At 64.1% G+C, this 26,962-nt stretch carries 20 protein-coding genes; 16 read left to right on the forward strand and 4 right to left on the reverse strand.

What is annotated here, in order from left to right:
- Positions 1-216: 216 nt before the first annotated feature.
- The 3 genes from ACVIIV_RS05840 to ACVIIV_RS05850 all read left to right on the forward strand — a co-directional run bounded on the left by ACVIIV_RS05840 (position 217) and on the right by ACVIIV_RS05850 (position 2,899).
- Positions 217-1,254, forward strand: coding sequence for an MBL fold metallo-hydrolase (locus tag ACVIIV_RS05840; RefSeq protein ID WP_456743341.1), 1,038 nt, complete (start codon positions 217-219; stop codon positions 1,252-1,254).
- 88 nt (positions 1,255-1,342) lie between these two features.
- Complete coding sequence (locus ACVIIV_RS05845) at positions 1,343-1,501, forward strand: hypothetical protein (RefSeq protein WP_456743342.1); 159 nt, start codon at positions 1,343-1,345, stop codon at positions 1,499-1,501.
- Between the two features lie 192 nt (positions 1,502-1,693).
- Positions 1,694-2,899, forward strand: coding sequence for an MFS transporter (locus ACVIIV_RS05850; RefSeq protein WP_456743343.1), 1,206 nt, complete (start codon positions 1,694-1,696; stop codon positions 2,897-2,899).
- A 185-nt stretch (positions 2,900-3,084) separates the two neighbouring features.
- Here ACVIIV_RS05850 and ACVIIV_RS05855 read toward each other — a convergent pair whose 3' ends face one another.
- Positions 3,085-4,410: an MFS transporter gene (locus ACVIIV_RS05855; protein ID WP_456743344.1), complete on the reverse strand. Its 1,326-nt coding sequence runs from the start codon at positions 4,408-4,410 to the stop codon at positions 3,085-3,087.
- Positions 4,411-4,555: 145 nt separating this feature from the next.
- On the opposite strand from ACVIIV_RS05855, the gene ACVIIV_RS05860 reads away from it, so the two are divergent.
- The 4 genes from ACVIIV_RS05860 to ACVIIV_RS05875 are packed head-to-tail and all read left to right on the forward strand — an operon-like array spanning position 4,556 to position 9,156.
- Positions 4,556-5,209: an ABC transporter ATP-binding protein gene (locus ACVIIV_RS05860; RefSeq protein ID WP_456743345.1), complete on the forward strand. Its 654-nt coding sequence runs from the start codon at positions 4,556-4,558 to the stop codon at positions 5,207-5,209.
- A complete protein-coding gene (locus ACVIIV_RS05865; protein ID WP_456743346.1) occupies positions 5,206-7,668 on the forward strand; it encodes an ABC transporter permease in 2,463 nt (820 codons plus the stop codon). The genes ACVIIV_RS05860 and ACVIIV_RS05865 overlap by 4 nt, the downstream gene beginning before the upstream one ends.
- Entirely contained in the window at positions 7,658-8,740 is a 1,083-nt protein-coding gene (locus tag ACVIIV_RS05870) for a lipocalin-like domain-containing protein (protein WP_456743347.1), read from the forward strand. The genes ACVIIV_RS05865 and ACVIIV_RS05870 overlap by 11 nt, the downstream gene beginning before the upstream one ends.
- Before the next feature lie 26 nt (positions 8,741-8,766).
- Positions 8,767-9,156: an MAPEG family protein gene (locus tag ACVIIV_RS05875; protein WP_456743348.1), complete on the forward strand. Its 390-nt coding sequence runs from the start codon at positions 8,767-8,769 to the stop codon at positions 9,154-9,156.
- Between the two features lie 158 nt (positions 9,157-9,314).
- Here the strand turns inward: ACVIIV_RS05875 and ACVIIV_RS05880 are convergent, their stop codons facing one another.
- The 3 genes from ACVIIV_RS05880 to ACVIIV_RS05890 form a co-directional block, all read right to left on the reverse strand.
- Complete coding sequence (locus tag ACVIIV_RS05880; protein WP_456743349.1) at positions 9,315-10,508, reverse strand: ABC transporter substrate-binding protein; 1,194 nt, start codon at positions 10,506-10,508, stop codon at positions 9,315-9,317.
- Positions 10,509-10,804: 296 nt separating this feature from the next.
- Positions 10,805-13,963 (reverse strand): efflux RND transporter permease subunit, encoded by a 3,159-nt coding sequence (locus ACVIIV_RS05885; RefSeq protein WP_456743350.1) that lies wholly within the window; start codon positions 13,961-13,963, stop codon positions 10,805-10,807.
- Entirely contained in the window at positions 13,960-15,159 is a 1,200-nt protein-coding gene (locus ACVIIV_RS05890; protein WP_456743351.1) for an efflux RND transporter periplasmic adaptor subunit, read from the reverse strand. The genes ACVIIV_RS05885 and ACVIIV_RS05890 overlap by 4 nt, the downstream gene beginning before the upstream one ends.
- Before the next feature lie 484 nt (positions 15,160-15,643).
- On the opposite strand from ACVIIV_RS05890, the gene ACVIIV_RS05895 reads away from it, so the two are divergent.
- The 9 genes from ACVIIV_RS05895 to ACVIIV_RS05935 all read left to right on the forward strand — a co-directional run bounded on the left by ACVIIV_RS05895 (position 15,644) and on the right by ACVIIV_RS05935 (position 26,897).
- The gene (locus tag ACVIIV_RS05895) at positions 15,644-16,798 is read left to right on the forward strand and encodes an iron-containing alcohol dehydrogenase (RefSeq protein WP_456743352.1); all 1,155 of its coding nucleotides are present in this window, start codon (positions 15,644-15,646) and stop codon (positions 16,796-16,798) included.
- Between the two features lie 17 nt (positions 16,799-16,815).
- Positions 16,816-18,366, forward strand: a complete 1,551-nt coding sequence (locus tag ACVIIV_RS05900; protein WP_456743353.1) for an AMP-binding protein — start codon at positions 16,816-16,818, stop codon at positions 18,364-18,366.
- 411 nt (positions 18,367-18,777) lie between these two features.
- On the forward strand, positions 18,778-20,376 hold the full coding sequence (locus ACVIIV_RS05905; RefSeq protein ID WP_456743354.1) for an ABC transporter substrate-binding protein: 1,599 nt from the start codon (positions 18,778-18,780) through the stop codon (positions 20,374-20,376).
- A gap of 136 nt (positions 20,377-20,512) precedes the next feature.
- Positions 20,513-21,460, forward strand: a complete 948-nt coding sequence (locus tag ACVIIV_RS05910) for an ABC transporter permease (protein WP_456743355.1) — start codon at positions 20,513-20,515, stop codon at positions 21,458-21,460.
- Positions 21,461-21,469: 9 nt separating this feature from the next.
- A complete protein-coding gene (locus tag ACVIIV_RS05915; RefSeq protein ID WP_456743356.1) occupies positions 21,470-22,363 on the forward strand; it encodes an ABC transporter permease in 894 nt (297 codons plus the stop codon).
- Positions 22,363-23,370 carry an ABC transporter ATP-binding protein gene (locus tag ACVIIV_RS05920; RefSeq protein ID WP_456743357.1) on the forward strand — a complete coding sequence of 336 codons (1,008 nt, stop codon included), beginning with the start codon at positions 22,363-22,365 and terminating at the stop codon, positions 23,368-23,370. The genes ACVIIV_RS05915 and ACVIIV_RS05920 overlap by 1 nt, the downstream gene beginning before the upstream one ends.
- On the forward strand, positions 23,367-24,353 hold the full coding sequence (locus ACVIIV_RS05925) for an ABC transporter ATP-binding protein (protein ID WP_456743358.1): 987 nt from the start codon (positions 23,367-23,369) through the stop codon (positions 24,351-24,353). Before ACVIIV_RS05920 ends, ACVIIV_RS05925 begins: the two co-directional genes overlap by 4 nt.
- A 179-nt stretch (positions 24,354-24,532) precedes the next feature.
- Complete coding sequence (locus ACVIIV_RS05930) at positions 24,533-24,919, forward strand: nuclear transport factor 2 family protein (RefSeq protein ID WP_456743359.1); 387 nt, start codon at positions 24,533-24,535, stop codon at positions 24,917-24,919.
- Between the two features lie 196 nt (positions 24,920-25,115).
- Positions 25,116-26,897: an adenylate/guanylate cyclase domain-containing protein gene (locus tag ACVIIV_RS05935; RefSeq protein ID WP_456743360.1), complete on the forward strand. Its 1,782-nt coding sequence runs from the start codon at positions 25,116-25,118 to the stop codon at positions 26,895-26,897.
- Positions 26,898-26,962 lie beyond the last annotated feature (65 nt).

Consider the following 26,962-nt stretch of genomic DNA (forward strand, 5'->3'; position numbering starts at 1 on the left):
CTCCGTATCCCCCCGCCGTCTTTGGAATACTGCATCGCCCGCCCCAGTGCGCAAGTGCGCACAAGGCGGGCGATGACAGCGGTGGGTGGGACAAACCATCCCCACCACCTCGCAATAAGAATCTTCTAAATACTCCCACCAACACAGTGAATTGCTTCTCTTCTTGCCCCCAGACGTAGTAGAATCCTCGAAATCACTCCACGCCGGGGTCCTGCCATGATCTTCCGCCAGCTCTTCGACAGCGTTTCGGGCACCTACAGCTATGTCCTCGCCAGCCGCCCCGGCGGCGAGGCGCTGATCCTGGATCCTGTGCTGGAGAAGGTCGACCGCTACTGCCAATTGCTGCGCGAGCTCGACCTCAAGCTGGTCAAGGCGGTCGACACCCATCTGCATGCCGACCACGTCACCGGCCTCGGCGAGCTGCGCGACCGCACCCATTGCATGACCGTGATGGGCGACCAGACCAAGGCCGACGTGGTGGCGATGCGAGTGGCCGACGGCGACAAGGTGACGATCGAGGGCCTGTCGCTCGACGTGATGTACACGCCCGGCCACACCGACGATTCCTACTCCTACCTGATGGGCGACCGCGTCTTCACCGGCGATACGCTTCTGATCCGCGGCACCGGCCGCACCGATTTCCAGAACGGCTCGGCGCGCGCGCAATACGATTCGATCTTCAACCGACTGCTCAAGCTGCCGGACGAGACGATGGTGTTCCCGGCGCATGATTATAAGGGCGACACCGTCTCCACCATCGGCGAGGAGAAACGCTACAACCCGCGGCTCCAGGTGCGCTCGGTCGACGAATATATCGAGCTGATGGCGAACCTGAAGCTGCCCAATCCGAAGATGATGGACGTGGCGGTGCCCGCCAACATGCATGTCGGCCTGCATCAGGAAGAACTCGAGAAGGAGGGTCGCGCGCTTAGCGCAATCGAGGCGATCCGCATCCTCGGCCGGCCCGACATCCTGCTGGTCGACCTGCGTGAGACCAACGAGCGGCTGAAGCACGGCATGCTCGAAGGCGCGCTGCACACGCCCTATCCGTCGGTCGAGGAGAGCCTCAAACCCGGCGGCATGCTGCGCGAGGTCGCGGCCGCGACGGGGCGCCGCGTGGTGTTCTTCTGCGCTTTCGGCGAACGCTCGGCAATGGCGGTGGCGGCTGCGAAGGAAGCGGGGCTTCTCAACACCGCCCATATCGCCGGCGGCATCGATGCCTGGAAGAAGGCGGGCGGGCCGGTGGTGCACTGACGGCCTGGTCCCAGGCCTTGAGTTAGGTCAGGAACTGCACATATTTGGCGGGTAAATTCGGATGCAGCATCACCGTCCGGGACCAGCCATGCCCAAGACCGCAAAGCCGAGCGAGCCGCCGAAGCCGGCGCAAGACACGGCAAAGAAGCCCTCGCGCCGGCGCGAGATCGACGACGACGATTACGAAGACGGCGACATCGCAACGCCGAAGCGCGACCGACATGGCCCGGATGACGAGCCGTTGTGAGGGTGTGAGCCCCCTCACGAACGGTGCGTTCCCTCCCCGTGTGGGGGCGCAGTTGCGCCTCGCTGAACCAGTGAGCGAGTTTGGAGATTGCAGCGTCCCCGCCCGCGCTAGCTGCCATGCGCCTGCGTTCATGGACAAATAACCGCTCTCCCCGATAGTTTGCGCCTCCATCGGGAGTGAAACGGAACTGCAATGGTCGACGTTCTCGCCGCACCGCAGCAAGGCAAGGCGGATAGTGCGCTGCGCACGCTGACGGGAATCTCGATCGCGCATTGGGTCAGCCATTTCCATCTGCTGGTCCTGCCGATGCTGTTCCCGTTCCTGAAGGAGAAGCTCGGCGTCGGCTATGTCGAGCTCGGCCTCGCGCTGACCACGCTGGCCGTCGTCTCGGGCCTGACGCAGGCGCCGACCGGCTATCTCGTCGACCATTTTGGCGCGCGCAGGATTTTGCTGATCGGGCTCGCGCTCGGCGGGCTCGCGCTGATCCTGCTCGGCCTGCACCTCAGCTACGCCGCGCTGATCGTCTGCGCCGTGCTGCTGGGCCTCGCCAACAGCGTCTATCATCCGGCCGATTACGCGATCCTCGCCGAGCACATGGACGAGGCGCGGATGGGGCGCGCCTTCTCGGTGCACACCTTTGCCGGCTATCTCGGCGGCGCGGTGACGCCGGCGATCGTGGCCGCGCTGGTCACGGTGTGGGGCGGCCTCGGTGCGCTGATCGCGTCGGGTGCGATCGCGATCCTGGTGGCGTTGCTGCTGATCGCCATGGGCATTCCCGAGGCGGGCGCGCACAAGAAGAAGCCGGGTGGCGAGAGCGCGCCGAAGCAGGCGGTGATCACGCCGGCGCTGATCACGCTGACTGCGCTGTTCATGTTGCTCAGCCTGTCGGTCGCCGGCATTAACAATTTCGGCGTGGTCGCGCTGATGAGCGGCTACGGCACCTCCTATTCGATCGCCAATGTCGCGCTGACCGCGTTCCTCGCCGCCAGCGCTGCGGGTGTGCTCGCGGGCGGCTTCCTCGCCGACCACACCGAACGTCACGGCTATGTCGCGGCGGCCTGCTTTGCGGCGAATGCGGCAATCGTGCTGCTGATCGCGCTGATGACGCTGCCGGGCTGGGCCTTGACCGCAGCGATGACGGCCGCGGGCTTCCTCTCCGGCGTGATCGCGCCCTCGCGCGACATGCTGGTGCGCAATGCGGCACCCACCGGCGCTGCGGGCCGCGCCTTCGGCATCGTCTCCACCGGCTTCAATCTCGGCGGCATCGTCTCACCCCTGCTGTTCGGCTGGATCATGGATCAAAGCGCGCCGCACTGGGTGTTCGGCGCGTCCGTGATCTTCATGGTGGCGACCGTGGTGCTGTCGCCGTTCACGGAGCGGAAGCCGGCGAAGGCTTGAGCCACAAATTCAACTGTCGTCCCTGCGAAAGCAGGACCCATAACCACAGGGAGACATTGCGGCGCGAGACTGGTTACCCCGAGTCGTCGCAAAACATCTCCCTGTGGCTATGGGTGCCGGATTGCGCGCGCTTAAGGCACGCTTGTCCGGGACGACAATTGTGGTTGGAGCTGGCACCCCCCCCCTTACGTCGGCGACACCGCGCCCTTCAGCGCGCTCGCCTGCGGAGCGGCACCGCGCGTCAGCCTGGCGCGCTCGGTGTTCGGCCAGAGCAGCAAGAGACCGAGCAGGCCGGAGCCGACCATGATCACGGCGTTGATGGTGAAGCCGGTCAGGTAGCCGTCGAGCGTGCTGCCGGCACGCTGGATCGTCGCCCCCATCACGGCCGGCGCGATGATGCCGGCGAGCGTATAGAGCGCACCGTAGATCGCGAGAATCGCGCCGCGCTGCGATGTCGGGGTGAACTCGCCGAGCATGGGCGGGCAGACGACATAGATCGCCCCGCACAGGCCCGAGCCGACCACGAGCAGCGCGATCTGGAGGCCCGCGCCCTGGACATGCGGCATCATCGCCAGGATCAGCCCGCCGACCACCAGCGGCACCGAGCCGAGAACGCCGCGAGCCGTACGGGTGTTGTAGCCGCGCGCCATCATCACCTGCGAGATCCAGCCGGTGAGAATGACGATGGTGGCGCCGAACACCCAGGGCAGGATCGAGATGAAGCCCGCCTCGCTCTGCGAGAAGCCGAGCCCCTTGACGATGAACGGCGTGAACCAGGTCAGGCCGAGCGACAGCGCCCAATAGGCGCCGAAGGTTGCGGCGACGCAGCCGATGAAGGTGCGCGAGGTGAGAAGCTGCAAATAGGGGATCTTCGGCTCGGTCGCGGCCGAGGCTTGCGTGTCCTCCAGCGGCCCTTCCTTGCCGAGCGCGAGCCAGGCCGCAACCCAGATCAGGCCGACGACGCCGAGCGCGCCGAAGGCATAGTGCCAGGAATGGTTGACGATGATCCAGTTCAGCGCCGGCACCGCGAGGATGACGCCGAAGGCCGACCCCTGCGACAGGATCGCAGTGGGCAACGTGCGCTTCTCGTCGGGGAACCATTTGTAGATAGCGTGCGCGGCGACCGAGAAGGCCGGGCCTTCGCCTGCGCCCAGCACAATGCGGCAGATCAGGAGCGTGGTGAAGGAGACTGTGCCGACCATCGGAAATTGCGCCAGCGCCCAGATGACAGCCAAAGCAAGCAGCACCCAGCGCGTCGGCACCTTGTTGACGATGAAGCCAACCACGATGGCGGCGATCGAGAACAGGAAGAAGAAGGAAGAACCGAGCAGGCCGAACTGCTCGGGGGTGAGCTTCAGATCAGTCATGATCGGCACGCCGGCAAGACCCACGACGATCTTGTCGGCGAAGTTGACCAGCATGAAGAGGAACAGAAGAAAGGTGATGGTCCAGGCGCCCTTTGGCGTCCTCGTCGTCGTGCCCGCCACCGCCGGCGTTCCCTGAGCGCTCATGAATCTCCCCGTATCTCTTATTTGGCACATTTTTGATTTGGCCGTCTTGGAAGCTAACAACGGCTTCGGAACCAACGCAACCCGGCATTTCCCCGGCAGGTGTGCTACGCAGCAATTCCGTTAATTCCGTCCGGCGCCATTCATCGTGCTGAGCATCAGAAATCTTTCCAAGACCTTCACCTCGGCCGGCGAGCCGGTCCATGTGCTGCGCGGCGTCGATCTCGACCTCAAGGCAGGCGAACGCGTCGCACTGACCGGCGAGTCCGGCAGTGGCAAGAGCACATTGCTGCACCTGATCGCAGGGTTAGACGCCGCCGATGGCGGCACGATCCGGCTGGAGGAGATCGAGGTCACCAAGCTGTCGGATGCCGGCCGCGCCAGCTTGCGGCGCGACCGCATCGGCCTGGTTTTTCAGCAATTCAACCTGATCCCGAGCCTCTCCGTCGCGGACAATCTCGCCTTCCAGGCGCGGATCGCCGGCCGGCATGATGCGGCCTGGACCAAAGAGCTTGTCGAGCGGCTCGGACTCGGCAGCCTGCTCAAGCGTTATCCAGAACAAATATCAGGCGGCCAGCAACAGCGGGTCGCGATCGGCCGGGCGCTGGCGACGAAGCCCTCGCTGCTGCTGGCGGACGAGCCGACCGGCAATCTGGACGAAGCCACCGCCGAGGACGTGCTGGCGCTGACGCGCGATCTCGTGGCGCGCACCGGCTGCGGCTTCCTGATGGTGACGCACAGCCTGCATCTGGCCGCTACGCTCGATCGTCATCTCACCCTGCATGCGGGGCGCATCGCATGAGGCGCGCGCTGTGGATCCTCGCCGTGCTGCTCAGCCATTGGCGGCGCCACAAGATGCAGTTCGCGACGCTGCTGATCGGGCTGATCGCCGCGACCGCACTGTGGAGCGGCGTGCAAGCAATCAACCAGCAGGCCCGTAGCGCCTATGACCGCGCGGCGGCGACGTTCGGCGGTGTGCGCACCGCGATGCTGGTCGCTCCCAATGCGGCGACCTTTCCGCAAGAGCTGTTCATAAAGCTCCGCCGCGCCGGGTGGCCGGTTTCGCCGGTGCTAGAGGGACGGGTGCAGATCAACGGGCGCTCGCTGCGGCTGCTCGGCATCGAGCCGGTGACACTGCCGGCCGATGTCGGCAACGCGCCGCGCCTTGGCGCCTCGGATCTGAGCGGCTTTGTTGCGCCGCCGGGGCAGACGCTGGTGGCGTGGGAGACGCTGGCCGACTTGCAGGAGCAGGAGGGCGCGGCGCCAGCGATCAGCAATGGCGCAAAACTGCCGCCGCTGCACGTGCAGAAGCAGCTCGCACCCAATGTGCTCGTGGTCGATATCGGCGTGGCACAGCGCATCCTCGACAAGCCGGATCAGGTGTCGCGGCTGCTGATCGGAAAGCCGAAGGGCAAGCCGGCGCCGCTGAGCAGCATCGTTGGCGATCAGTTGCAGCGGGTCGAGCCGGATGCCGAGACGGAGCTGGAGCGCCTCACCGACAGCTTCCATCTCAATCTCACCGCCTTCGGCCTGTTGTCGTTCTTCGTCGGTTTGTTCATCGTCAACTCCGCCGTCGGCCTCGCCTTCGAGCAGCGGCTGCCGATGCTGCGGACCTTGCGGGCCTGCGGCGCCTCGGCACGCTTTGTCAACATGGTGCTGGTGGTCGAGCTCGTGGCACTGGCGCTGATCGCCGGCCTGATCGGCCTCGCTTGCGGCTATTTCATCGCGGCAGCGCTGCTGCCCGACGTCGCGGCATCGCTGCGCGGGCTCTATGGCGCGCAGATCCCGGGGCAGCTCAGCCTGCGACCCGAATGGTGGCTCGCCGGCATCGGCATCAGCGTTGCCGGCGCGCTCGTTGCGGCGACGACGAGCCTGATCAAGGCGATCAGGATGCCGGTGCTGGCAACCGCGCAGCCGCGCGCCTGGCAACAGCGGCAACGCCGCTGGCTGGTCCTGCAGAGCTGTGCGGCCTGCGCCGTGTTCGCCGCCGCGCTGCTGCTGCTGCACTACGGACAATCGTTGATCGCGGGGTTCGGCGTGCTTGCGGCGCTGATGCTCGGCGCCGCGCTGTTGCTGCCGGCGTTCCTCGACATCATCCTGCTCGCGGGCCAGCGCCTCGCGCGGGGACCGCTTGCGAGCTGGTTCTGGGCGGACAGCCGGCAGCAGCTCTCCGGATTGTCGCTCGCGCTGATGGCGCTGCTGCTCGCGCTCGCGGTCAATGTCGGGGTGTCTACCATGGTGGAGACCTTCAGCCGCACCTTCATCGGCTGGCTCAGCGGGCGGCTCGCCGCCGACGTCTACATCAGCGCCTCCGACAATGCGCAGGGCGTTGCGATCCGCAACTGGCTGAAGGATCGCAACGATGTTCAGGCGACCCTCTCGGGAGGACGTGCCGAGGCGCAAATCCAGGGTCAATCGGTCGAATTGCTTGGCCTGCCCGATCACGCGCTGTATCGCGAGCGCTGGCCGCTGCTGGAAACCGCGCCGCGCGCCTGGACCCGGCTGGTGCCGGGCAACGCCGCCTTCATCAGCGAGCAATTAAGCCGCCGACTGAACGTGCGTATCGGAGATGTCGTCGAGGTGCCGGCGCCGGGCGGGACCTGGGAGCTCGACATCGTCGGCATCTATGCCGATTACGGCAACCCCAAGGGGCAGCTCACGGTGAATGTTGCCGCACTGATCCGGCAGTTTCCGCAGACGCCGCAGACGCGGATCGGGCTGATCGTCGCGAGAGAAAATATTCCCGGCCTGATCGCGGCGCTGCAGAAGCAGTTCGGGCTCGACGACCGCAGCGTCGCCGATCAGGCGACGGTGAAGGCCGAATCGATCCGCATCTTCAACCGCACCTTTGCGGTGACATCGGCGCTGAACGCCTTCACGCTGGGTGTCGCGGGCATCGCGCTTCTCACGAGCCTGCTGACGCTGGCGAATTCCCGCCTGCCGCAGCTCGCGCCGTTGTGGGCGATCGGCCTGACGCGGCCGCGCCTTGCTGCGATCGAGCTGACCAAGACGCTCTCTGTCGCGCTGTTCACGGCGGTGCTGGCGGTGCCGCTCGGCCTCCTGGTGGCGTGGTGTCTGATCGCAATCGTGAACGTGAAAGCGTTCGGCTGGCGGCTGCCGTTCCAGGTGTTTCCGCTGCAACTGGTGGAGCTGGTCGCGGTGGCGCTGCTCGCCTCGCTGCTTGCGGCGCTGCTGCCGATGGCGCGGTTGGCGCGGATGCAGCCGGCGAACCTCGTCAAGGTGTTTGCCAATGAGCGCTGAAGCAATCTCGCGGCGCGCCTTTGCCGGCGGCATTGCCGCCCTCGCGCTCGCGCGCCGCGCCGGCGCGCAGGGCTACGCCGGGCTCGGCGAGACCGCCGACGGATTTGCGAAGGTGATGCCCGGAAAGACATTCAGCTTCCCCGCCGATCACGGCTCGCATCCGGAGTTTCGTATCGAGTGGTGGTATCTCACGGCAAACCTCGTCGACGCGAGTGGTGCGGCTTGCGGCCTGCAATGGACGCTGTTCCGCCAGGCGGCGCAGCCGGGCCCGCAACGCGAAGGTTGGGCCAACCAGCAGGTGTGGATGGCGCATGCCGCGGTGACACGGGCCGACACTCACCGCTTCACCGAAACGTTTTCACGCGGTGGCGTCGGGCAGGCCGGCGTGACGGCCAAACCGTTCGATGCCTGGATCGACGATTGGGCGATGATGAGTCTCGACCGCACCGACGATCGCACCTTGGCGCCGCTGACGCTGAAGGCCTCAGGCACCGATTTCAGCTATGCGCTGACGCTGGAGGCAGACCAGCCGGTGGTGTTGCAGGGCGATGGCGGCTACAGCCGCAAGTCGGAACGCGGGCAGGCGTCCTACTATTACAGCCAGCCGTTCTATCGCGCGCGCGGTACGCTCACCATCGACGACAAGCCGGTCGATGTCTCGGGCCAGGCCTGGATGGACAGGGAATGGAGCAGCCAGCCGCTCGATGCCGACCAGACCGGCTGGGACTGGCTCTCGCTGCATCTTTCATCCGGCGACAAGCTGATGCTGTACCGGCTGCGGCAGCAGGACGGCAAGGACTATCCGTTCGGCAACTGGATCAGCGCCACAGGCGAGACGCAGATGATTACAGGCAGCGACATCCAGATGATGCCGAAGGCCACCGCGGATGTTGCCGGACGCAAGTTGCCGGTGGAATGGCAGATCGCAATCCCCTCGCGATCATTCTCGATCCTGTGCAAGCCGCTCAATCCCAGGGCCTGGATGGGGACCGGCTTTTCGTATTGGGAAGGGCCGATCAGTTTCGCCGGCACGCATGACGGCGTTGGCTATCTCGAGCTGACCGGCTATTGAAGCGAGATTCTTCGAAGGAACTAACGATGCATCATCTCACCGCCCTCGTCACGCTGCTGGCGATCGCATTTTATTTCTTCACCGCCATCAACGTGTCGCGCTCGCGCACCAAGACGGGCGTCAAGGTGCCTGCGATGTCGGGCCATCCGGATTTCGAACGGGCCTTCCGCATCCAGATGAACACGCTGGAATGGATGCCGATCTTCCTGCCAGCACTGTGGCTGTTCGCGATCTATATCAGCGACGCCATCGCGGCGGGTATCGGCGTGGTCTGGATCATCGGCCGTATCGTCTATTTCGTCGGCTATTCGAAGGCGGCGGCCAAGCGCGGCACGGGCTTCGCGATCCAGAGCCTCGCCGCTATCGCGCTGTGGGTCGGGGCGATCGTGGCGGTGACGTTGCGGTTGGTGAAGTGAAGTACGGCATCGCACGTGGCCGTGTCCCGGGCGCGGCACAGCGTGTAACGCTGCGCCGCTGAACCGGGACCCAGTCAGGCCCCCAGGCCCGGAGAGGCATGGGTCCCGGCTCTGCGCAGCAGCGTTTCACGCTGCAGCGCGTCCGGGACACGAGAGCGTCACTTCGTCAGCGGACAGCCGCTTTCCTTGGCGGTGAAGAAGGCCTTGTCGCCGGGGACGGTGGCGAGCAGCTTGTAATAGTCCCAGGGCTTCTTCGACTCCGAGGGCTTCTTGACCTCGAACAGATACATGTCGTGGACCATGCGGCCGTTCTCGAGCACCTTGCCGCCCTGCGCAAAGTCGTCGTCGACCGGGAGCTCCTTCAGCTTCTTGGCGACCGCATCCGGATCCTTGGTGCCGGCGGCCTTGACCGCCTTGAGATAGCTCAGAGTCGCCGAATAGGTGCCGGCATGGATCATGCTCGGCATCCGTCCGGTGCGCTTGAGAAAGCGTTCGCCGAGATTGCGCGTCTTGTCGTTGAGGTCCCAGTAGTAGCCTTCGGTCAGCACCAGGCCTTGCGCGGCCTGAAGGCCGAGGCCGTTGACTTCGGCGAGCGTCATCAAGAGGCCCGCGAGCTTCTGGCCGCTGGAGACGATGCCGAACTCGGACGCCTGCTTGATCGAGTTGGTGGTATCGAGGCCGGCATTGGCAAGGCCCACGATCTTCGCCTTCGAGCTCTGCGCCTGCAGCAGGAAGGAGGAGAAGTCCGAGGAGTTGAGCGGCACGCGCACCGAGCCGAGCACCTTGCCGCCATTGGCGGTGACGATCTCGCTGGTGTCCTTCTCCAGCGCGTAGCCGAAGGCGTAATCCGCGGTGAGGAAGAACCAGGTGTTGCCGCCGGCCTTGGTCAGTGCGCCGCCGGTGCCGACGCCAAGCGCGCGGGTGTCGTAGGCCCAGTGGAAACCGTAGGGCTGGCAGGCATCGCCGGTGAGACGCGAGCTTGCGGCGCCGACGACGATATCGATCTTCTTCTTTTCCTTGGAGAGCTCGTGGATCGCGAGCGCGACCGAGGAGGTCGTCAGCTCCGTGATCATGTCGACGTTCTCGACGTCGTACCAGCGCCGTGCGATCGAGCTGGCAAGGTCCGGCTTGTTCTGGTGATCGGCGGTGACGAGCTCGATCTTCCGGCCGAGCACCTCGCCGCCGAAATCCTCGATCGCCATCCTCGCCGCTTCGACCGACCACTTGCCGCCGTAATCGGCGTAGACGCCGGACTGATCGTTAAGGATGCCGATCTTGACGCCTTGCGCGGAAGCCGGCGCGGCGAGCAGTACGGCAGAGGTTGCGACAGCGGCCAAAACGGCTGATTTCATATGTTAACTCCCAGCAGTCTTCTGTTGTGAAATCGCGCGGATAGTAGTGAAGAACCCCGCGCGTTCCCATCGATTTCACGTTGGTCGTTAGTATGGAGCTGCGTACGCCAAACAACCGGTGTCGTCCGGACAAGCGCGCCTCAAGCGCGCGTAGATCCGGGACCCATAACCACAGGGAGAGGTTTGACGAAGACTCGGAGTTGCCAGCGTCGCCCCAAACTCCTCCCTGTGGTTATGGGTCCCCGCGTTCGCGGGGACGACACCGAAGGTGCGGACACGCCGGCGACCACAATGAATCAGGTCACCACCTCCGGCTTCTTGTCGCGCCGCCCTTCCGCCAGGTTCCGCACCACCACATAGAAGATTGGCGTGAACAGAAGCCCGAACAGTGTGACGCCGATCATGCCGAAGAAGACGGCGACGCCGACGGCCTGGCGCATCTCCGAGCCGGAGCCGCTCGAGATCACCAGCGGCAAGACGCCGAGGATGAAGGCGAACGAGGTCATCAGGATCGGCCGCAAGCGCAGGCGGCAGGCGTCGATCACCGCCTCCAGCCGCGGCTTGCCTTCGTTCTCGATGTCGCGTGCGAACTCGACGATCAGGATCGCGTTCTTCGCCGCCAACCCCACCAACACGACGAAGCCGATCTGGGTGAGGATGTTGACGTCCTGGCCCATGATGCGCACGCCGATGGTGGCGGCGAGCAGGCACATCGGCACGATCAGGATCACCGCGAACGGCAGTGTCCAGCTGCCATATTGCGCGGCGAGCACGAGATAGACGAACAGGACGCAGATCGGAAAGACGTAGAGACCGGCATTGCCGCCAGTGACCTGCTGATAGGACAAATCCGTCCATTCGAAGGTGAATCCGCTCGGCAAGGTGTCGTTCGCGAGCTGCTTGATGGTGTCGAGCGCAGTGGTCGAGCTGGTGCCGGGCGCCGGCTCGCCCTGGAGCTCGGAGGCTGCATAGAGATTGTAGCGCGCGACGCGGTCCGGACCCGAGACGTCCCTAAATTCGACCACGCTGCCGAGCATCACCATGTCGCCGGAGGCGTTGCGCGTGCGCAGCCGCGCGAGGTCGCTCGACTCCTTCCGGTAGGGAAAATCGGCCTGCGCGGTGACGTGGTAGGTGCGGCCGAACAGGTTGAAGTCGTTGACATAGGTCGATCCGAAATAGGTCTGGATCGTGTCGTTGATGTTGGAGATGGGAACGCCCAGCTTCTGTGCCTTGGTGCGGTCGATGTCGACGAAGAGCTGCGGCGTGTTGGCCGTGAACGGCGAGAACACCGACGTCAGCGTCGGAGCCTTGCGCGCGGCAGCAACCAGCTCGTCGGTCGCAGCTGCGAGCATTTCGGGCCCGCGACCCTGGCGGTCCTGGACGCGGATGGTGAAGCCGCCGCCGGTGCCGATGCCAGGCACGGCCGGTGGTGGAATCACGATGATGAACGCACCCTGGATCGCGGACAGGCGCTTGCGCAGCTCGGCCGTGATGGCGTTCGCGGACAGGCCCTTCTTCAGCCGCGCCTCCGGCTCGTCGAACACCGGGAACAGCGCCGCCGCATTGCCGGCCTGCGTGCGCGTGGCGCCGGAGAAGCCGGCGAAGGCGGCGACGCGAACGATGCCCGGCGTATCCAGCGAGATGCGCTCGATCTCGCGCACGACCTCGGTGGTGCGCGCCAGCGAGGCCGCGCCCGGCAATTGCACGGATATGATGACGTAGCCGCGGTCCTGCGCGGGGATGAAACCCTGCGGCGTGGTCACGATCAGCCAGCCGGCGCTGCCGATCAGCGCGAGGTAGATCAGGAGCATCACCACCGAATGCCGGATCACGAAATTGGCGAGGCCGGCGTAGCCGTGCGAAAGCCGGTCGAACACACGGTTGAACACGCCCGTGAAGGCACCCCACGCCCGCGCGATGACATTCCAGGCGGCCGGCGGCCGCTTCTCTTCGTGCGGCGTGAGGATCTGCGAGGCCAGCGCCGGCGACAGCGTCAGCGAGCAGAAGCAGGAGATCGCGGTCGCGACCGCAATGGTGACGGCGAACTGCTGAAAGAACTGCCCGGAAATGCCGCCCAGGAACGCGGTCGGGACGAACACCGCGCATAGCACCAGGGCGATCGAGACCAGCGCGCCGCCGACCTCCTCCATCGTCTTCAGCGCGGCATCGCGACGACTGAGGCCGTGCTCGAGATGGCGTTCGACATTCTCGACCACGACGATGGCATCATCGACCACGATACCGACGGCGAGGACGAGCCCGAACAGGGTCAGATTGTTGATGGAAAATCCGAGCGCCGCCATCACCGCGAAGGTGCCGACCAGCGAGACCGGGATCGCAATGATCGGAATGATCGCGGGCCGCCATCCCTGCAGGAACACCAGCACGACGACGACCACGAGCAGCATGGCCTCGTAGATGGTCTTGATCAGCTCGTGGACCGACTGCGCGATGAACTCGGTCGGGTTGTAGCCGATGTTGTAGTCGAGGCCTTTCGGAAAGCTCTCCTTGAGCTTCGTCATGGTGTCGGAGATGTTCTTCGCCGTCGCGAGCGCGTTCGACCCGGGCCGCTGCGTCACCAGCATGGCAACCGCCGATTTGCGCAGCAGGAAGCTGTTGGTGGAATAGGCGAGCGCCCCGAGCTCGATGCGGGCAACGTCGCGCAAACGAACGACGCGGCCGTCGGAGCCGGCCTTGATCAGGATGTCCTCGAACTGCTTCTGGTCCTTCAAACGCCCGGTGAAGGTGAGGTTGGGCTGGAAGGCGCGGTCCGCAATCGGCGGCTCGGCGATCTGGCCGCCGGCGATCTGGACGTTCTGAGCGCGGATCGCCGCCAGTACCTCGGCCGAGGTCAGGCCGAGATTGGCGATCCGGTCAGGATCGAGCCACAGCCGCATCGAATAGTCGCGCGCGCCGAAAATCTGGATGTCGCCGACGCCGTCGAGGCGCAGCAGCTGGTCGCGGACCTGGAGCAGCGCGTAGTTGGAGATGTAAAGCTGGTCGAAGGTGTCGTCCGGCGACAGCATGAACACGACCATCAGGATATCGGGCGAGTTCTTGCGCGTGGTGACGCCGTTGCGCTGCACCTCTTCCGGCAGGCGCGGCTGCGCGATCGCGACGCGGTTCTGCACCAGCACCTGGGCCTTGTCGAGATCGGTGCCGAGCTTGAAGGTGACGGTGATGGTGAGCTGGCCGTTCGATGTCGCCTGGCTGTAGAGATACAGCATGTCCTCGACGCCGTTGATCTCCTGCTCGATCGGAGCTGCCACCGTGTCGGACACGGTCTGCGCGGAGGCGCCGGGATATTGCGTGGTGACGACGACGGTCGGCGGCACCACTTGCGGATATTCGGAGACCGGCAGCGTCGTGTAGGCGAGCGCGCCGACGATCAAGAGCACGATCGACAGCACCATCGCCAAAATGGGCTGGTTGATGGAGAGACGGCCAAGATTCATGACTTGCCACCGGCCGGCGCTTGCGCGGTCTGCGGGGCGACCTTGGCCCCGACACGGGCGCGCTGGATGCCGTTGACGATGACGCGGTCCTCGGCCTTTAAACCCTCGCGGATCACGCGCAGGCCATCGTCGAGCGGCCCGAGCATCACGGGGCGTGCCTCCACGGTGTCATCAGGCTTCACCACAAAAACGATCTTGCGGGACTGGTCGGTCGCGATCGCGACGTCCGGAATCAGCAAGGCTTCATAGGGCGCGCTGCCGATCAGGCGGACGCGGCCGAACTGGCCGGGCAGAATCGAGAGATCCGTATTCTTGACCACCGCGCGACTGCGCAGCGTGCCGGTCGAGACGTCGAGGCGGTTATCGAGGAAGTTGACGGTGCCCTCGTGCGACGGCTTGGTCTCGCCGGCGAGAGTCACCTGCACCGGGTTTGCGGTGTCGCGCGAGCTTGGCCGCCGTCCCTCGAACCACAGCTTGCTGTATTTGATGAACGTCGCCTCATCCATGTCGAAATAGATGTAGATCGGATCCAGCGCGACGATCGAGGTCAGCAGCGTCGAAGTGCCGGTGTCGCTGCCCTGCACGAGATTGCCGGGGCTGACCAGGTGGCGGCTGACGCGGCCCGTCAGCGGGGCCGTCACATGCGTGAACTCGATGTTGAGCTTGGCCGCCTTGAGCGCGCCTTCGGCCTGCGTCTCGGCGGCGTGCGCAGCCTGCAGGGCCTGGCGGCGCTGATCGACCACCTGCTCGGAGACCGCGCTAGTCTGCACCAGATTGAGGCCACGATCGAGCTCGCGCTTGGCGAGCTCCACTTTGGCTCGTGCATCCGACAGCTGGCCCTCCGCCTGCGTCGCCACCGCTTCGAACGGACGCGGGTCGATCACGTAAAGCAGATCGCCCTGACGGACGATGGCGCCGTCCTGGAATTCGACCGAGTTGACGAAGCCGCCGACGCGCGGGCGCACCTGCACCTCCTCGACCGCCTCAAAGCGGCCGGTGAACTCGTCCCAATCGGTGACGGTGCGCTTGACTGGCTGCGCGACGGTCACCGGCGGAGGTGGCGGGGCAGCAGCCTGTGATGCCGGCTTGTCGCAGCCGGTCAGCGCGAACGCCGCAGCGAGAAGCCCGGCGACTGCGCTGAGCTGAACGAAATCGTGCTTTTTGACAAACTGCTCGCTTCCGTCCGGTCCGCTCATCCCAGGTCCTCGCATCAAAGCCGCAGAAAAGGCAGGGTACGCCTCTACCTGTGGGCGCCACAAGATGGGTAGCAAAGATGAACTCTTCAAGACCAATGCACGCGTAATGCCCCGCCGCATGCCCTGACCGGGTGGCGGGTTGATAGGCAGATAGCCGGCTTTGCACGCATCGATTAGTGGACGAGACGCGAATGGACTTATTCGCGGGGCTCATGAAAGGAGCGCTGCTCTTACCCTCGCCTGGAGGGGGAGGGTCGCAGCGCATGGAGCGCAGCGGAATGCGATGCGGGGTGGGGTGAAGGTCTCGCCGCGACGAGCAGTGCCCGAGTGGAGAGATCACCCCACCCCGCTCGCGCTTCGCGATCGACCCTCCCCTCCAGGGGAGGGTAAGGAAGAAGCCAGCGTCTTCGCGCATGACGGGCGCGGCGGGCTCGGCTAGACTTTCCCTTACAAAACAAAGACGAATTGTCCGGGGAGGACAGGCGTGCACCAGGGACGTGTCGTTTTCGGCGCGATCGAGGAGGTCGTGTTCGGCCATCCTGCGGCCGGCGCCGTCGTCGCGCAGATGGACCGGCTGGAAACGCGCCGCGCCTTCCTGATGGTATCAGGCACGCTGAACCGACAGACCGACGAGATCACGAAAATCAAGGACGCGCTCGGCGAGCGCTGTGCCGGGCTGTTCGACGCCATGCCCGCGCACACGCCGCGCGAGGCGGTGATCGCGGCGACCAATGCGGCGCGCGAGGCGGGCGCCGACCTGATCGTCACCGTCGGCGGCGGCTCCATCACCGATGGCGCCAAGGCGGTGCAGCTCTGCCTTGCTAACGCAATTGCCGATATCGACGGCATCGATCGTATCCGCGTGCACAAGGGCGTCGTGCCGGAGATGAACGCACCCGTCGTGCGGCAGATCAGCGTGCCGACAACGATCGCCGGCGGCGAGTTCAGCGCGATCGCGGGCGTCACCGACCGCAGCACCAACGTGAAGCAGATGCTGCGGCATCCGCTCACGGTGCCGCGCGCGACCATCCTCGACCCCGCCATCACCGTGCACACGCCGGAATGGCTGTTTCTCTCCACCGGTATCCGCGCCGTCGATCATTGCGTGGAAGCGATCTGCTCGCGCGAGACGCACCCCTATGCCGACGCGCAATCGGCCAAGGGCCTCGCCATGCTCGCCGACGCACTGCCGCGGGTGAAGGCGGACCCTGCCGATCTCGATGCGCGCATGGATGCGCAGATCGGGACCTGGCTGTCGATGGGCGCGCTCGCGGCCGGCGTGCCGATGGGTGCGAGCCACGGCATCGGCTACGTGCTTGGCGCGGCCTTCAACGTGCCGCACGGCTACACATCCTGCGTCATGCTGCCGGCAGTGATGCGCTGGAATGCGCGCGACACTGCCGAGCGGCAAATGATTGTCTCCGCCGCCATGGGCTATCCCGGCCGCAACGCCGCCGACGTGCTCGACGCCTTCATCCGCTCGCTCGGCATGCCGCGCAGCCTTGCGGACGTGCGCGTCTCGCCGGAGCATTTCGAGACAATCGCCGAACAGGCGATGCGCACGAACTGGATTCCGCGCAACCCGCGCAGGATCGACGGCCCAGCCGACATTAACGAAATCCTGCGTCTCGCCGCATGATCCAAGCCGGAGGATAGATGTACACTGGTCACCATGCTCGCCTGCGTCCGCTGCAGCCCGCGTTCATCATGGCGGCGACCGGCGAGGCCGTCACCTATCGCGAGCTCGAGGCACGCAGCAATCGCCTCGCGCATCTGTTCCGCAAGCACGGCTTGAAGCGGCTCGACCATTATTCGATCTTCATGGAGAACAATTCGCGCTATCTGGAAGCCTGCGGCGCGGGTGAGCGCTCCGGGCTTTACTACACCTGCATCAACTCCTTCCTGACGCCGGGCGAGCTCGTCTATCTCCTCGTCAACAGCCAGTCGAAAATCTTGATCACGTCGGTCGCCAAGCTCGACACCGCGCGCGAGGCGATCCAGGCCTGCCCCGACGTCGAGCTCTGCATCGTCGCCGATGGCCCGGGCGAGAGCGAGCGCATCGTCGGGCTTGCGGAGGCGACCGCTGGTCTGCCGGCGACGCCGGTTGCCGATGAATGGCTCGGCACCGCCATGCTCTATTCCTCCGGCACGACGGGACGGCCGAAGGGCATCTTGCGCCCGCTGCCGGAGGAGCCGCCGAAGCACAATCTGCCGCTGTTCGATTTCCTGACGAAGCTCTGGCACTACCGCGAGGGTATGATCTATCTGTCGCCGGCGCCGCTCTATCATTCCGCTCCGCAAGCTGCCGTGAACCTCACGATCCGCATGGGCGGCACCGTGATCATCATGGAGAGCTTCGATCCCGAGCGTTACCTCCAGCTCGTCCAGCAATGGGGCATCACCCACACGCAGCTGGTGCCGACGATGTTCTCGCGCATGCTGAAGTTGCCGGAGGGGGTGCGTGGCCGCTACGACCTGTCCTCGCTGGAGATCGCGATCCATGCCGCCGCGCCCTGCCCGGCCCTGGTCAAGGACGACATGATCAAATGGTGGGGACCAATCATCCACGAATATTACGGCGCCACCGAGGGCCTCGGCTTCACCGCCTGCAACAGCGAGGAATGGCTTAGCCACCGCGGCACCGTCGGCAAGGTGCTGCTCGGCGACCTCCACATTCTCGACGAGAACATGCAGGAATGCCCGACCGGCACGCCCGGCCAGGTCTGGTTCAAGACGGCAACACCGTTTGAATATTTCAACGATCCGGAGAAGACCAGGGAGGCGCGCTCGGCCGACGGCAGCATGAGCACGGTCGGCGATGTCGGCTATGTCGACGAGGACCGCTTCCTCTACCTGACCGATCGCGCGACCTTCATGATCATCTCCGGCGGGGTGAACATCTATCCGCAGGAATGCGAGAATCTGCTGATCACCCACCCGAAGGTCGCCGACGCCGCGGTGTTCGGCGTGCCCAATGCCGATCTCGGCGAAGAGGTGAAGGCGGTGGTGCAGCCGATGCCGGGCATCGTGCCGGGCCCCGCGCTCGCCGAAGAGCTGATCGCCTTCTGCGCAAAATCGCTGTCGCGGCAGAAGGTGCCTCGCTCGGTCGATTTCGAAAAGGAATTGCCGCGGCTGCCGACGGGGAAGCTGTACAAGCGGCTGCTCAGGGACAGGTATTGGGGGAACAAGGCGTCTCGGATCGTGTGAAGGTTGTGCTGGATAGCGCACACCGGCAAGCGCCACAAAATCTGCTGTCGTCCCGGGCAAGCGTAAGCGCAGACCCGGGACCCATACTCCCAGGGAGAAGTTGCGGCGCGAACTGGCAACTCCGAGTCTTCGCCAAACGTCTTCCTGTGGTTATGGATCCCGGATTGCACGCGCTGAGGGCGCGTTCGTCCGGGACGACGACCGGATTTTCGGAATGCAGCTGCGCACAGCACACGCACAGGAACCACCTCTTCGCACCTGCACTCTCGCATGATGAGAGATAAACCCCGTGGCGATCCGTCATCCGAATTGTCGAGGACGCAGCTAGCCTTGCGGGTTGCCTCGCTGCACGCGCCTCGCTATCGTCTGACAAACAGGCCGCAAAAGGGCCGAAGTCCAGGGAGGATGAGCATGCGGAGCGTGTGGGCGCTCGCCGCAATGGCGACGCTATCTGTGCTGACGGCCTCAACCGCCACGCTCGCCGGCGAGCCCAAGCAAGGCGGTGTCCTGCGGATGTATCACCGCGACAGTCCGGCCAACGCGTCCATCCTCGAGGGCGCGACCTACTCGATCAATGTGCCGTTCATGGGGGTGTTCAACAACCTCGTCATCTATGATCAGCACGTCGCGCAGAACAGTCCTGATACCCTGAAGCCAGAGCTGGCCGAGAGCTGGACCTGGAGCAGCGACAACAAGAAACTGACGTTCAAACTGCGCCAGGGCGTGAAGTGGCACGACGGCAAGCCGTTCACCTCGGCCGACGTCAAATGCAGCTTCGATCTCCTGATGGGCAAGTCGCAGCAGAAGCTGCGGCAGAATCCGCGCAAGGCCTGGTACAGCGAGGTCAACGAGGTCACGACGAACGGCGAATTCGAGGTCACCTTCAACCTGAAGCGGCCGCAGCCCTCGCTGCTGGCGATGCTCGCCACCGGCTACACGCCGGTCTATCCCTGTCACGTCTCGCCGGCGGACATGCGCACCCATCCGATCGGAACCGGACCGTTCAAGTTCGTCGAGTTCAAGGCCAACGAATCGATCAAGCTGACGCGGAATCCGGACTATTGGAAGAAGGGCCTGCCTTATCTCGATGGCATCGAGTACACGATCATCACCAACCGCTCGACCGCGATCCTCGCGTTTGTCGCCGGCAAGTTCGATATGACCTTTCCGACGCACATCACGATCCCGCTGCTGAAGGACATCAAGTCGCAGGCGCCGAACGCGGTCTGCGCCGTCGAGCCGACCAACGTTTCGACCAACATCATCGTCAATTCGACATCCGCGCCGTTCGACAATGTCGACATCCGCCGGGCGATGGCGCTTGCACTCGACCGCAAGGCATTCGTCGATATCCTGTTCGAGGGCCAAGCCGACATCGGCGGCACCATGCTGCCGTCGCCTCACGGCATCTGGGGCATGCCCAAGGACAAGCTGGAGACCATTCCAGGCTATGGCCGGGATATCAATGCCAACCGGGAGGAAGCGAAGAAGCTGATGCAGAAGGCGGGCTACGGTCCGGACAAGCACCTCGCGGTGAAGGTCTCGACGCGGAATATCGCGGAGTATCGCGACCCCGCCGTGATCCTGATCGACCAGCTCAAGACCATCTATATCGACGGCGAGCTCGACGTCGTGGAAACCGCGAACTGGTTCCCGAAAGTCGCGCGCAAGGACTACATGCTCGGCCTCAATCTGACCGGCAATTCCGTCGACGATCCCGACCAATCGTTCTACGAGAACTACTCCTGCGGCTCGGAACGGAACTACACCAATTACTGCAACAAGGAGATCGAGAAGCTGTTCGACGTGCAGTCGCAGGAGACCGACGTGAGCAAACGCAAGCCCCTGGTGTGGGATATCGATAAGAAGCTGCAGGAGGACGTCGCCCGTCCGATCATCTTCCATGCGCGGGCCGGAACCTGCTGGCAGCCCTATGTCAAGGGCGTCACGATCATGTCGAACAGCTCCTACAACGGTTTCCGCTACGAGGATGTGTGGCTCGACAAGTAGCTCGCGAGGCTGACGACCAAAGCGCGATGAGATTTGGATGAATCGTCATCGCGCTTTAGGTTATTGTTTGCGCATGATCTTTCCGGAAAACCGCTTCGCACTTTTCCGGATCATGCTTTAGCGCGGAGGGCGATGCGTGTTTGCCTATCTGGTGCGGCGCCTGTTCCTGATGCTCGTGACCCTGTTCGGGATCTCGGTCGTCATCTTCTTCCTGCTGCGCATCGTGCCCGGCAACATCGTCGACATCCTGTTCGCTGCGGCCGGCTATGTCGATCCCGCCGACAAGTCCGAGCTCGAGAAGCAGCTCGGCATCGACCAGCCATTGGTTGCGCAATATCTGCACTGGATCGGCGGCTTGCTGCGCGGCGATTTCGGCTACTCCTATGTCTCGGAGAAGCCTGCGCTGCAGGAGATCCTGCCGCGGATCCCGATCACGGCGCGGCTCGCCGGCCTCGCGCTGCTGTTTTCGGCATCGATCGGCATTCCGCTCGGCGTCATCAGCGCGGTGAAGCAGGGGACAAAGCTCGACTACGCCTTGCGCGTGGTCAGCCTCAGCGGCTTATCGCTGCCGTCGTTCTGGCTCGGGCTGCTCATCCTCACCGCGTCGGTGGCGATGTTCGGGCAGATGCCGATCTTCAATCCAAATCCGAAGACATGGCTCGAGGCATTCGCAACCTACGCCGTGCCGGCCGCCGCCGTCGGCTTCCGCAGCGCGGCGCTGACCATGCGCATCACGCGCTCCTCGATGCTGGAGGTGCTGCGGCAGGACTATATCCGCACCGCCCGCGCCAAGGGTGCCTCCGATGCCGCCGTGAACTATCACCACGCGCTGAAGAACGCGATCCTGCCCGTGATCACCGTGATCGGCATAGAGGCCGCGTTCCTGATCGGCGGCCTGATCGTCACCGAGACGGTGTTCAACATTCCGGGCGTCGCGCGATTCCTGGTGGAGGCGATCCGCTGGCGGGACTATCCGATCGTGCAGAACCTCGTGATGTTCATCGCTGTCGTGGTGGTGTTCGCGAATTTCACCGTCGACATGCTCTACGCGGTGTTCGACCCGCGGATCAGGTACACGGATTAGGAGATCAGCTTGGCCGCGATCGACTTCGATGTTGAACTGAGGCGGGCCGGGGCGCATGCGACCGGGGGCTGGCGGCGCGTGCTGTTCATGGCACAGCGGCACGTGCTGGGCGCGGCCGGGCTCGTCATCATGACGGTGTTCGTGCTGACGGCGATCTTCGCCGACTTCATCGCACGTTATGATCCTCTCACGGTCGATTCCGCCCGCGCGCTGGCGCGCCCGAGCCTGGCGCACTGGATGGGCACCGATTCCTTTGGCCGCGACGTGTTCAGCCGCATCATCCACGGCGCGCGGATCTCGCTCGCGGTCGGGCTCGGTTCGACCGCGCTCGGCGGCACCATCGGCGTGCTTGTCGGCCTCACATCGGGCTATCTCTCCGGCTGGGTCGATCTCGTGTTCCAGCGGGTCTCCGACGTTCTTCAGGCGCTGCCGCTGCTGGTGCTGGCCCTGGTGATGACGGCGGCGCTCGGCCCGTCACTGCCAAATGTGATCATCGCCATCGCCATTCCGCTGATCCCGACGGTCGCGCGCGTCATCCGCGCCAATACGCTGGCGCTGCGCGAGCAACCCTTCGTCGAAGCCGCAAAGTCGATCGGGATGAGCGAGATGCGGATTGCGCTGCGCCATGTGCTGCCGAACACGCTGGCGCCGCTGATCGTGCTGGCGACGGCGCAGCTCGGCTCGACCATCCTTACCGAAGCCTCGCTGTCCTTCCTCGGCCTCGGCATTCCCGAGCCTTATCCGTCATGGGGGCGCATGCTATCCGAATCCGCCGCCGAATATGTCCGCACCGCGCCGTGGCTCGTGATCTTCCCGGGCATCGCGATCAGCCTCGCCGTATTCGGCGCCAATCTGTTCGGTGACGCCCTGCGCGACATCCTGGATCCGAGGCAGCGCGGCTGATGGCGGACAAATCCGATCTCGTGCTCGATGTGAAGAACCTGAAGACGGTGTTCTTCACCAATTCGGGCCTCTTCAAGGCTGTCGACGACCTCTCCTTCAGCGTGAAGCGCGGCGAGACGCTGGCGATCGTCGGCGAATCCGGCTGCGGCAAGAGCGTCACCGCGCTCTCGCTGATGCGGCTTGTGCCCGATCCGCCCGGCCGCATCGTCGGCGGCTCCGTCTCGCTCGAGGGCACCGACCTGCTGGCGCTGGATGAAACGCAGATGCGCGCCGTCAGGGGCAATCGCATCTCCATGATCTTCCAGGAGCCGATGACCTCGCTCAATCCGGTGATGCGAATCGGCGATCAAATCGTCGAGGCCGTGCGGCTGCATCGGAACATCTCGTCGAAAGAGGCGCAAGGCATCGCGGTCGAGATGCTGCGGCTGGTGCGTATCCCGGAGCCGGCGCGGCGTGCGCGGGAATATCCACACCAGCTGTCCGGCGGCATGCGCCAGCGGGCAATGATCGCGATGGCGCTCGCGTGCCGGCCGGCGCTGCTGATCGCGGACGAGCCGACCACCGCACTCGACGTCACTATCCAGGCGCAGATCCTGGCGCTGATCCTCGACCTCCAGAAAGAGCTCGGCACCGGGCTCGTGCTGATCACGCATGATCTCGGCGTCGTCGCGCAGACCGCGCAGCGCGTGATCGTGATGTATGCGGGGCGGAAGGTCGAGGAGGCCAGCGTGGAGGCGCTGTTCGCGTCGCCAAAGCATCCCTATACGCGCGGGCTGATGGCCTCGATCCCCGCCGTCCCGGCCTCCGGTGTGCCTGCGCAGGCGCGGCTGAACGAAATCCCCGGCACGGTGCCATCACTGGTGCGGCTGCCGAAGGGCTGCGCCTTCGCGCCACGCTGCAAGCTCGCCATCAAACGTTGCGAGGCCGAATATCCACCGCTGGCGGACTGGGGCGGCGGCCATCTCGCCGCCTGCTGGCGCGCGGAAGAAGTCGCGGAGGTGGCATGACCGCGACGCTGCTCGAAGTCACCGAGCTCAAGAAGCACTACCCTGTGCGCGCCGGCGTGTTGCGCCGGCAGGTCGGCACCGTGCACGCCGTCGACGGCGTCTCGTTTGCGCTTGGAACCGGCGAGACGCTCGGCCTCGTCGGCGAATCCGGCTGCGGCAAGTCCACGGTGGCGCGCAGCGTGCTGCGGCTGGTCGAGCCGACCTCGGGCCAGATCCGTCTCGATGGTGAGGACATCACTCATCTGTCCAAGACGGCACTGCGGCCGCACCGCCGCTCGATGCAGATCGTGTTCCAGGACCCGTTTGCCTCGCTCAACCCGCGCATGACCGCAGGCGATATTGTCGGCGAGCCCCTGGCCGTGCATGGGCTTGCGGCAGGCAAGGAGCTGGAGGCGAGGGTCGCAAGACTGTTTGAACAGGTTGGCCTGCGCCCTGACCAGATGCGCAATTTCCCGCATCAGTTCTCCGGCGGCCAGCGCCAGCGCATCTGCATCGCACGTGCGCTGGCGCTGGAGCCGCGCCTGATCGTCTGCGACGAGCCGGTGTCCGCGCTCGACGTCTCGATCCAGGCGCAGGTGATCAACCTTCTGATCGACCTGCAACGCCAGCACGGCTTCTCCTATCTCTTCATCGCCCACGATCTGGCCGTGGTCGCCCATATCAGCCACCGCGTCGCCGTGATGTATCTCGGCCGCATCGTCGAGATCGCCGATAAGGACGAACTGTTCCGCAATCCGCGACATCCTTATACGCAGGCCCTGCTTGCCTCGGTGCCGATTGCCAATCCGCTGGCGAAGAAGCTCGCGCCGCTGGTTGACGGCGACGTGCCGAGCCCGGTCAATCCGCCCCCGGGCTGCGCATTTCACACCCGCTGCCGTTTTGCGATGGAACGCTGCAAGACGGAGCGGCCGGCGCTGGTGGATGCCAGTAATGGGCATCAGGTGGCGTGCCTGCTCAATGAGGGGACGGGGCGAGGCCGCTAGGGCGTGTACTCGTCAAAGCAATGTCGGCTCCTGAGGGAAAAAGCGGAATCTTCTGCTGGGGCAGAGCGTTACCGCTCTCGGCTCGAAGGCGACATCGACCAGACGTCTAATCGGCCCTTCAACTCACCTGTGTGCCCTTGTGTTATTGTATCCCTTCCGAGAACTCGATGGAGGGAAGGATGGACATTCGATCGAAATTGACGGCGCTGTGTGAAGCGTTCAACGCGCACGACTTGGATTCCATCATGGAGTTCTTTGCTGACGATTGTGTCTTGGAGATGCCGAGGGGAAGCAAGCCTTGGGGCTCTCGCTTCGAGGGCAAACGCAACGTACGAGACGGGCTCGCGACGCGCTTTGAAGGCTTACCGGATGTTCACTACGGCGACGCCGAGCATTTTGTGGATACGATAGCAAACACGGGCATTTCAAAATGGACGCTAACGGGCACTACAGGCGAAGGAAAAAAGATCGAGGTCCGAGGATGTGACTTTTACACTTTTCGCGCGGACGAGGTGATCCGCAAGGACTCGTATTGGAAGATTGTTGAAGGACCTTCGTCAGCCTAACGACGCACATGTCCGAATGTGGCCCATCGCTTCCGTTAGTGCGTCGCGGCGAGTTGTCGGAGTCGGAGGTAAACCGGAAGCGCCCGACCGCTGGTCAAATCGGCGCTTCTTACCCATATCGGACGTGCGCTTAGCCGGACATCGCCCCACAATTCTGGTATATGGACATGCAGTTCCCCAAGTCGGGGGGAGCCTCATGAGCAGCGAGAACGTAGAGCGGCGACTGGCGGCTATTCTGGCGGCGGATGTCGCGGGCTCTTGCCGTTTGATCGGGACCGACGAGGAAGGCACGCTGGCGCAACTGAAAGCTATTCGAAAGAAGATTTTCGATCCCAAGATCACTGATCATAGGGGACGCATCGTCAAGAATACTGGGGACGGCGCTCTCGTTGAGTTCCCCAGCGTCATAGATGCCCTGCGATGTGCCCGCGAAATCCAATGCGGCATGGAAGAACAAAATACCGGTTTGCCGCAGGAGAAACGGATCGAATTTCGCATTGGTATTCACGTCGGTGATATTATTGTCGAAGAGAACGATATCTTTGGTGACGGGGTCAATATTGCGGTGCGTCTCCAAGGCATCGCGGAGCCGGGCGGCATTTGCATTTCGTCTTCGGCCCACGATCAGGTCCGGGATAGGCTCGAACTCCGGTTCATCGATCTGGGTGAGCAGATACTTAAGAACATAGTCCGTCCGGTACGTGCCTATGCTGTCGTCCGGGATGGACTTGGCGCACGGGGTAGTAGCATCGCCCCAAGCCCAGCTGGAGCACCCCATCTTTCCATTGTAGTGCTGCCGTTCGCGAACGTGGGCGGCGATCCCGAGCAAGACTACTTCGTCGATGGCGTGACCGAGAGCCTCACCACGGACTTGTCGCGCGTCAATGGGGCCTTCGTGATTGCACGCAACACCGCGTTCACCTTCAAGGGCAGACCCGTTGACGTAAAGAAGCTGGGACGTGAGTTGAACGTCCGGTATGTGCTCGAGGGTTCCATGCAGCGTGCCGGCAACCGCCTTCGGGTGAATGTGCAATTGGTCGACGCCGAAACGGGCAACTACCTTTGGGCTGAGCGTTTTGACAAGCCCGTTGCCGACCTCTTTGACATGCAGGACGAAATCGTATCGAGGCTCGCTAACACGCTCGATGTCGAACTCATTGACGCCGAGGCCCGCCATGCGGAGCGTTCACCGCATCCAGACGCTATGGACCTGGTTTTCCAAGGTAACAGTTGGTTCAACAAGGGGCTAACCCCCGATTGGATGGCACAAGCGCGCAGTTTTTTCGAGAAGGCCGTTGCGCTCGAACCCGAAAATGTCGAGGCCATGGTTGGTTTGGCGCGGGTCGATAGTTCACTTGGGTCTGCCGTGATGACCGACCACTATTTAGCGCGGCTTGCGGCGGCAGAGACAACCATAACCAAGGTATTATCCCTTGCACCGAACCATGCTTCTGCTCACGCGATTTTGGGCGCTGTGCAAATATTTACGAGACGGGCAGCTCAGGGCATCGCTCAATGTGAGCGGGCATTGACGTTGGATCGCAATTTGGCCCGCGTCCACGCTATGATCGGTCTTGCCAAGTTTTTTCTTGGTCGGGGCGCAGAAACCGAATCTCACATCAACGAGGCATTCCGCCTTTCTCCCCGCGACACCATGGCTCATCGATGGCTGGTTTGGGTCGGCCTTGCCAAGGCACAGCTCAACGCTGATGCCGAGGCAGTGGTCTGGCTGCGTCGCGGCCTCGAGGTAAACCGGAATTATTCCGCCACGCATTTCGATCTTGCTGCCTTACTGGCGCGGCTGGGGAAGCTGGACGAAGCACGGGCTGCGGTGAATGCTGGGCTTGAGCTCGACCCAGGTTTCACCATACGACGCTACCGTGATGTCACCCATGCAAACAGCGACAATCCGGCTTACCGTGCCGGACGCGAACGCCTCATTGAGGGCATGCGATTAGCGATGGTTCCGGAAGGATAGGTGCCGACGGTGATCGAATGAGATTTCTCTTTGCCACCGCGCACAGGGTCCGTTTATGGCCCTTC

This window comes from Bradyrhizobium sp. USDA 4354 (genome assembly GCF_054060315.1).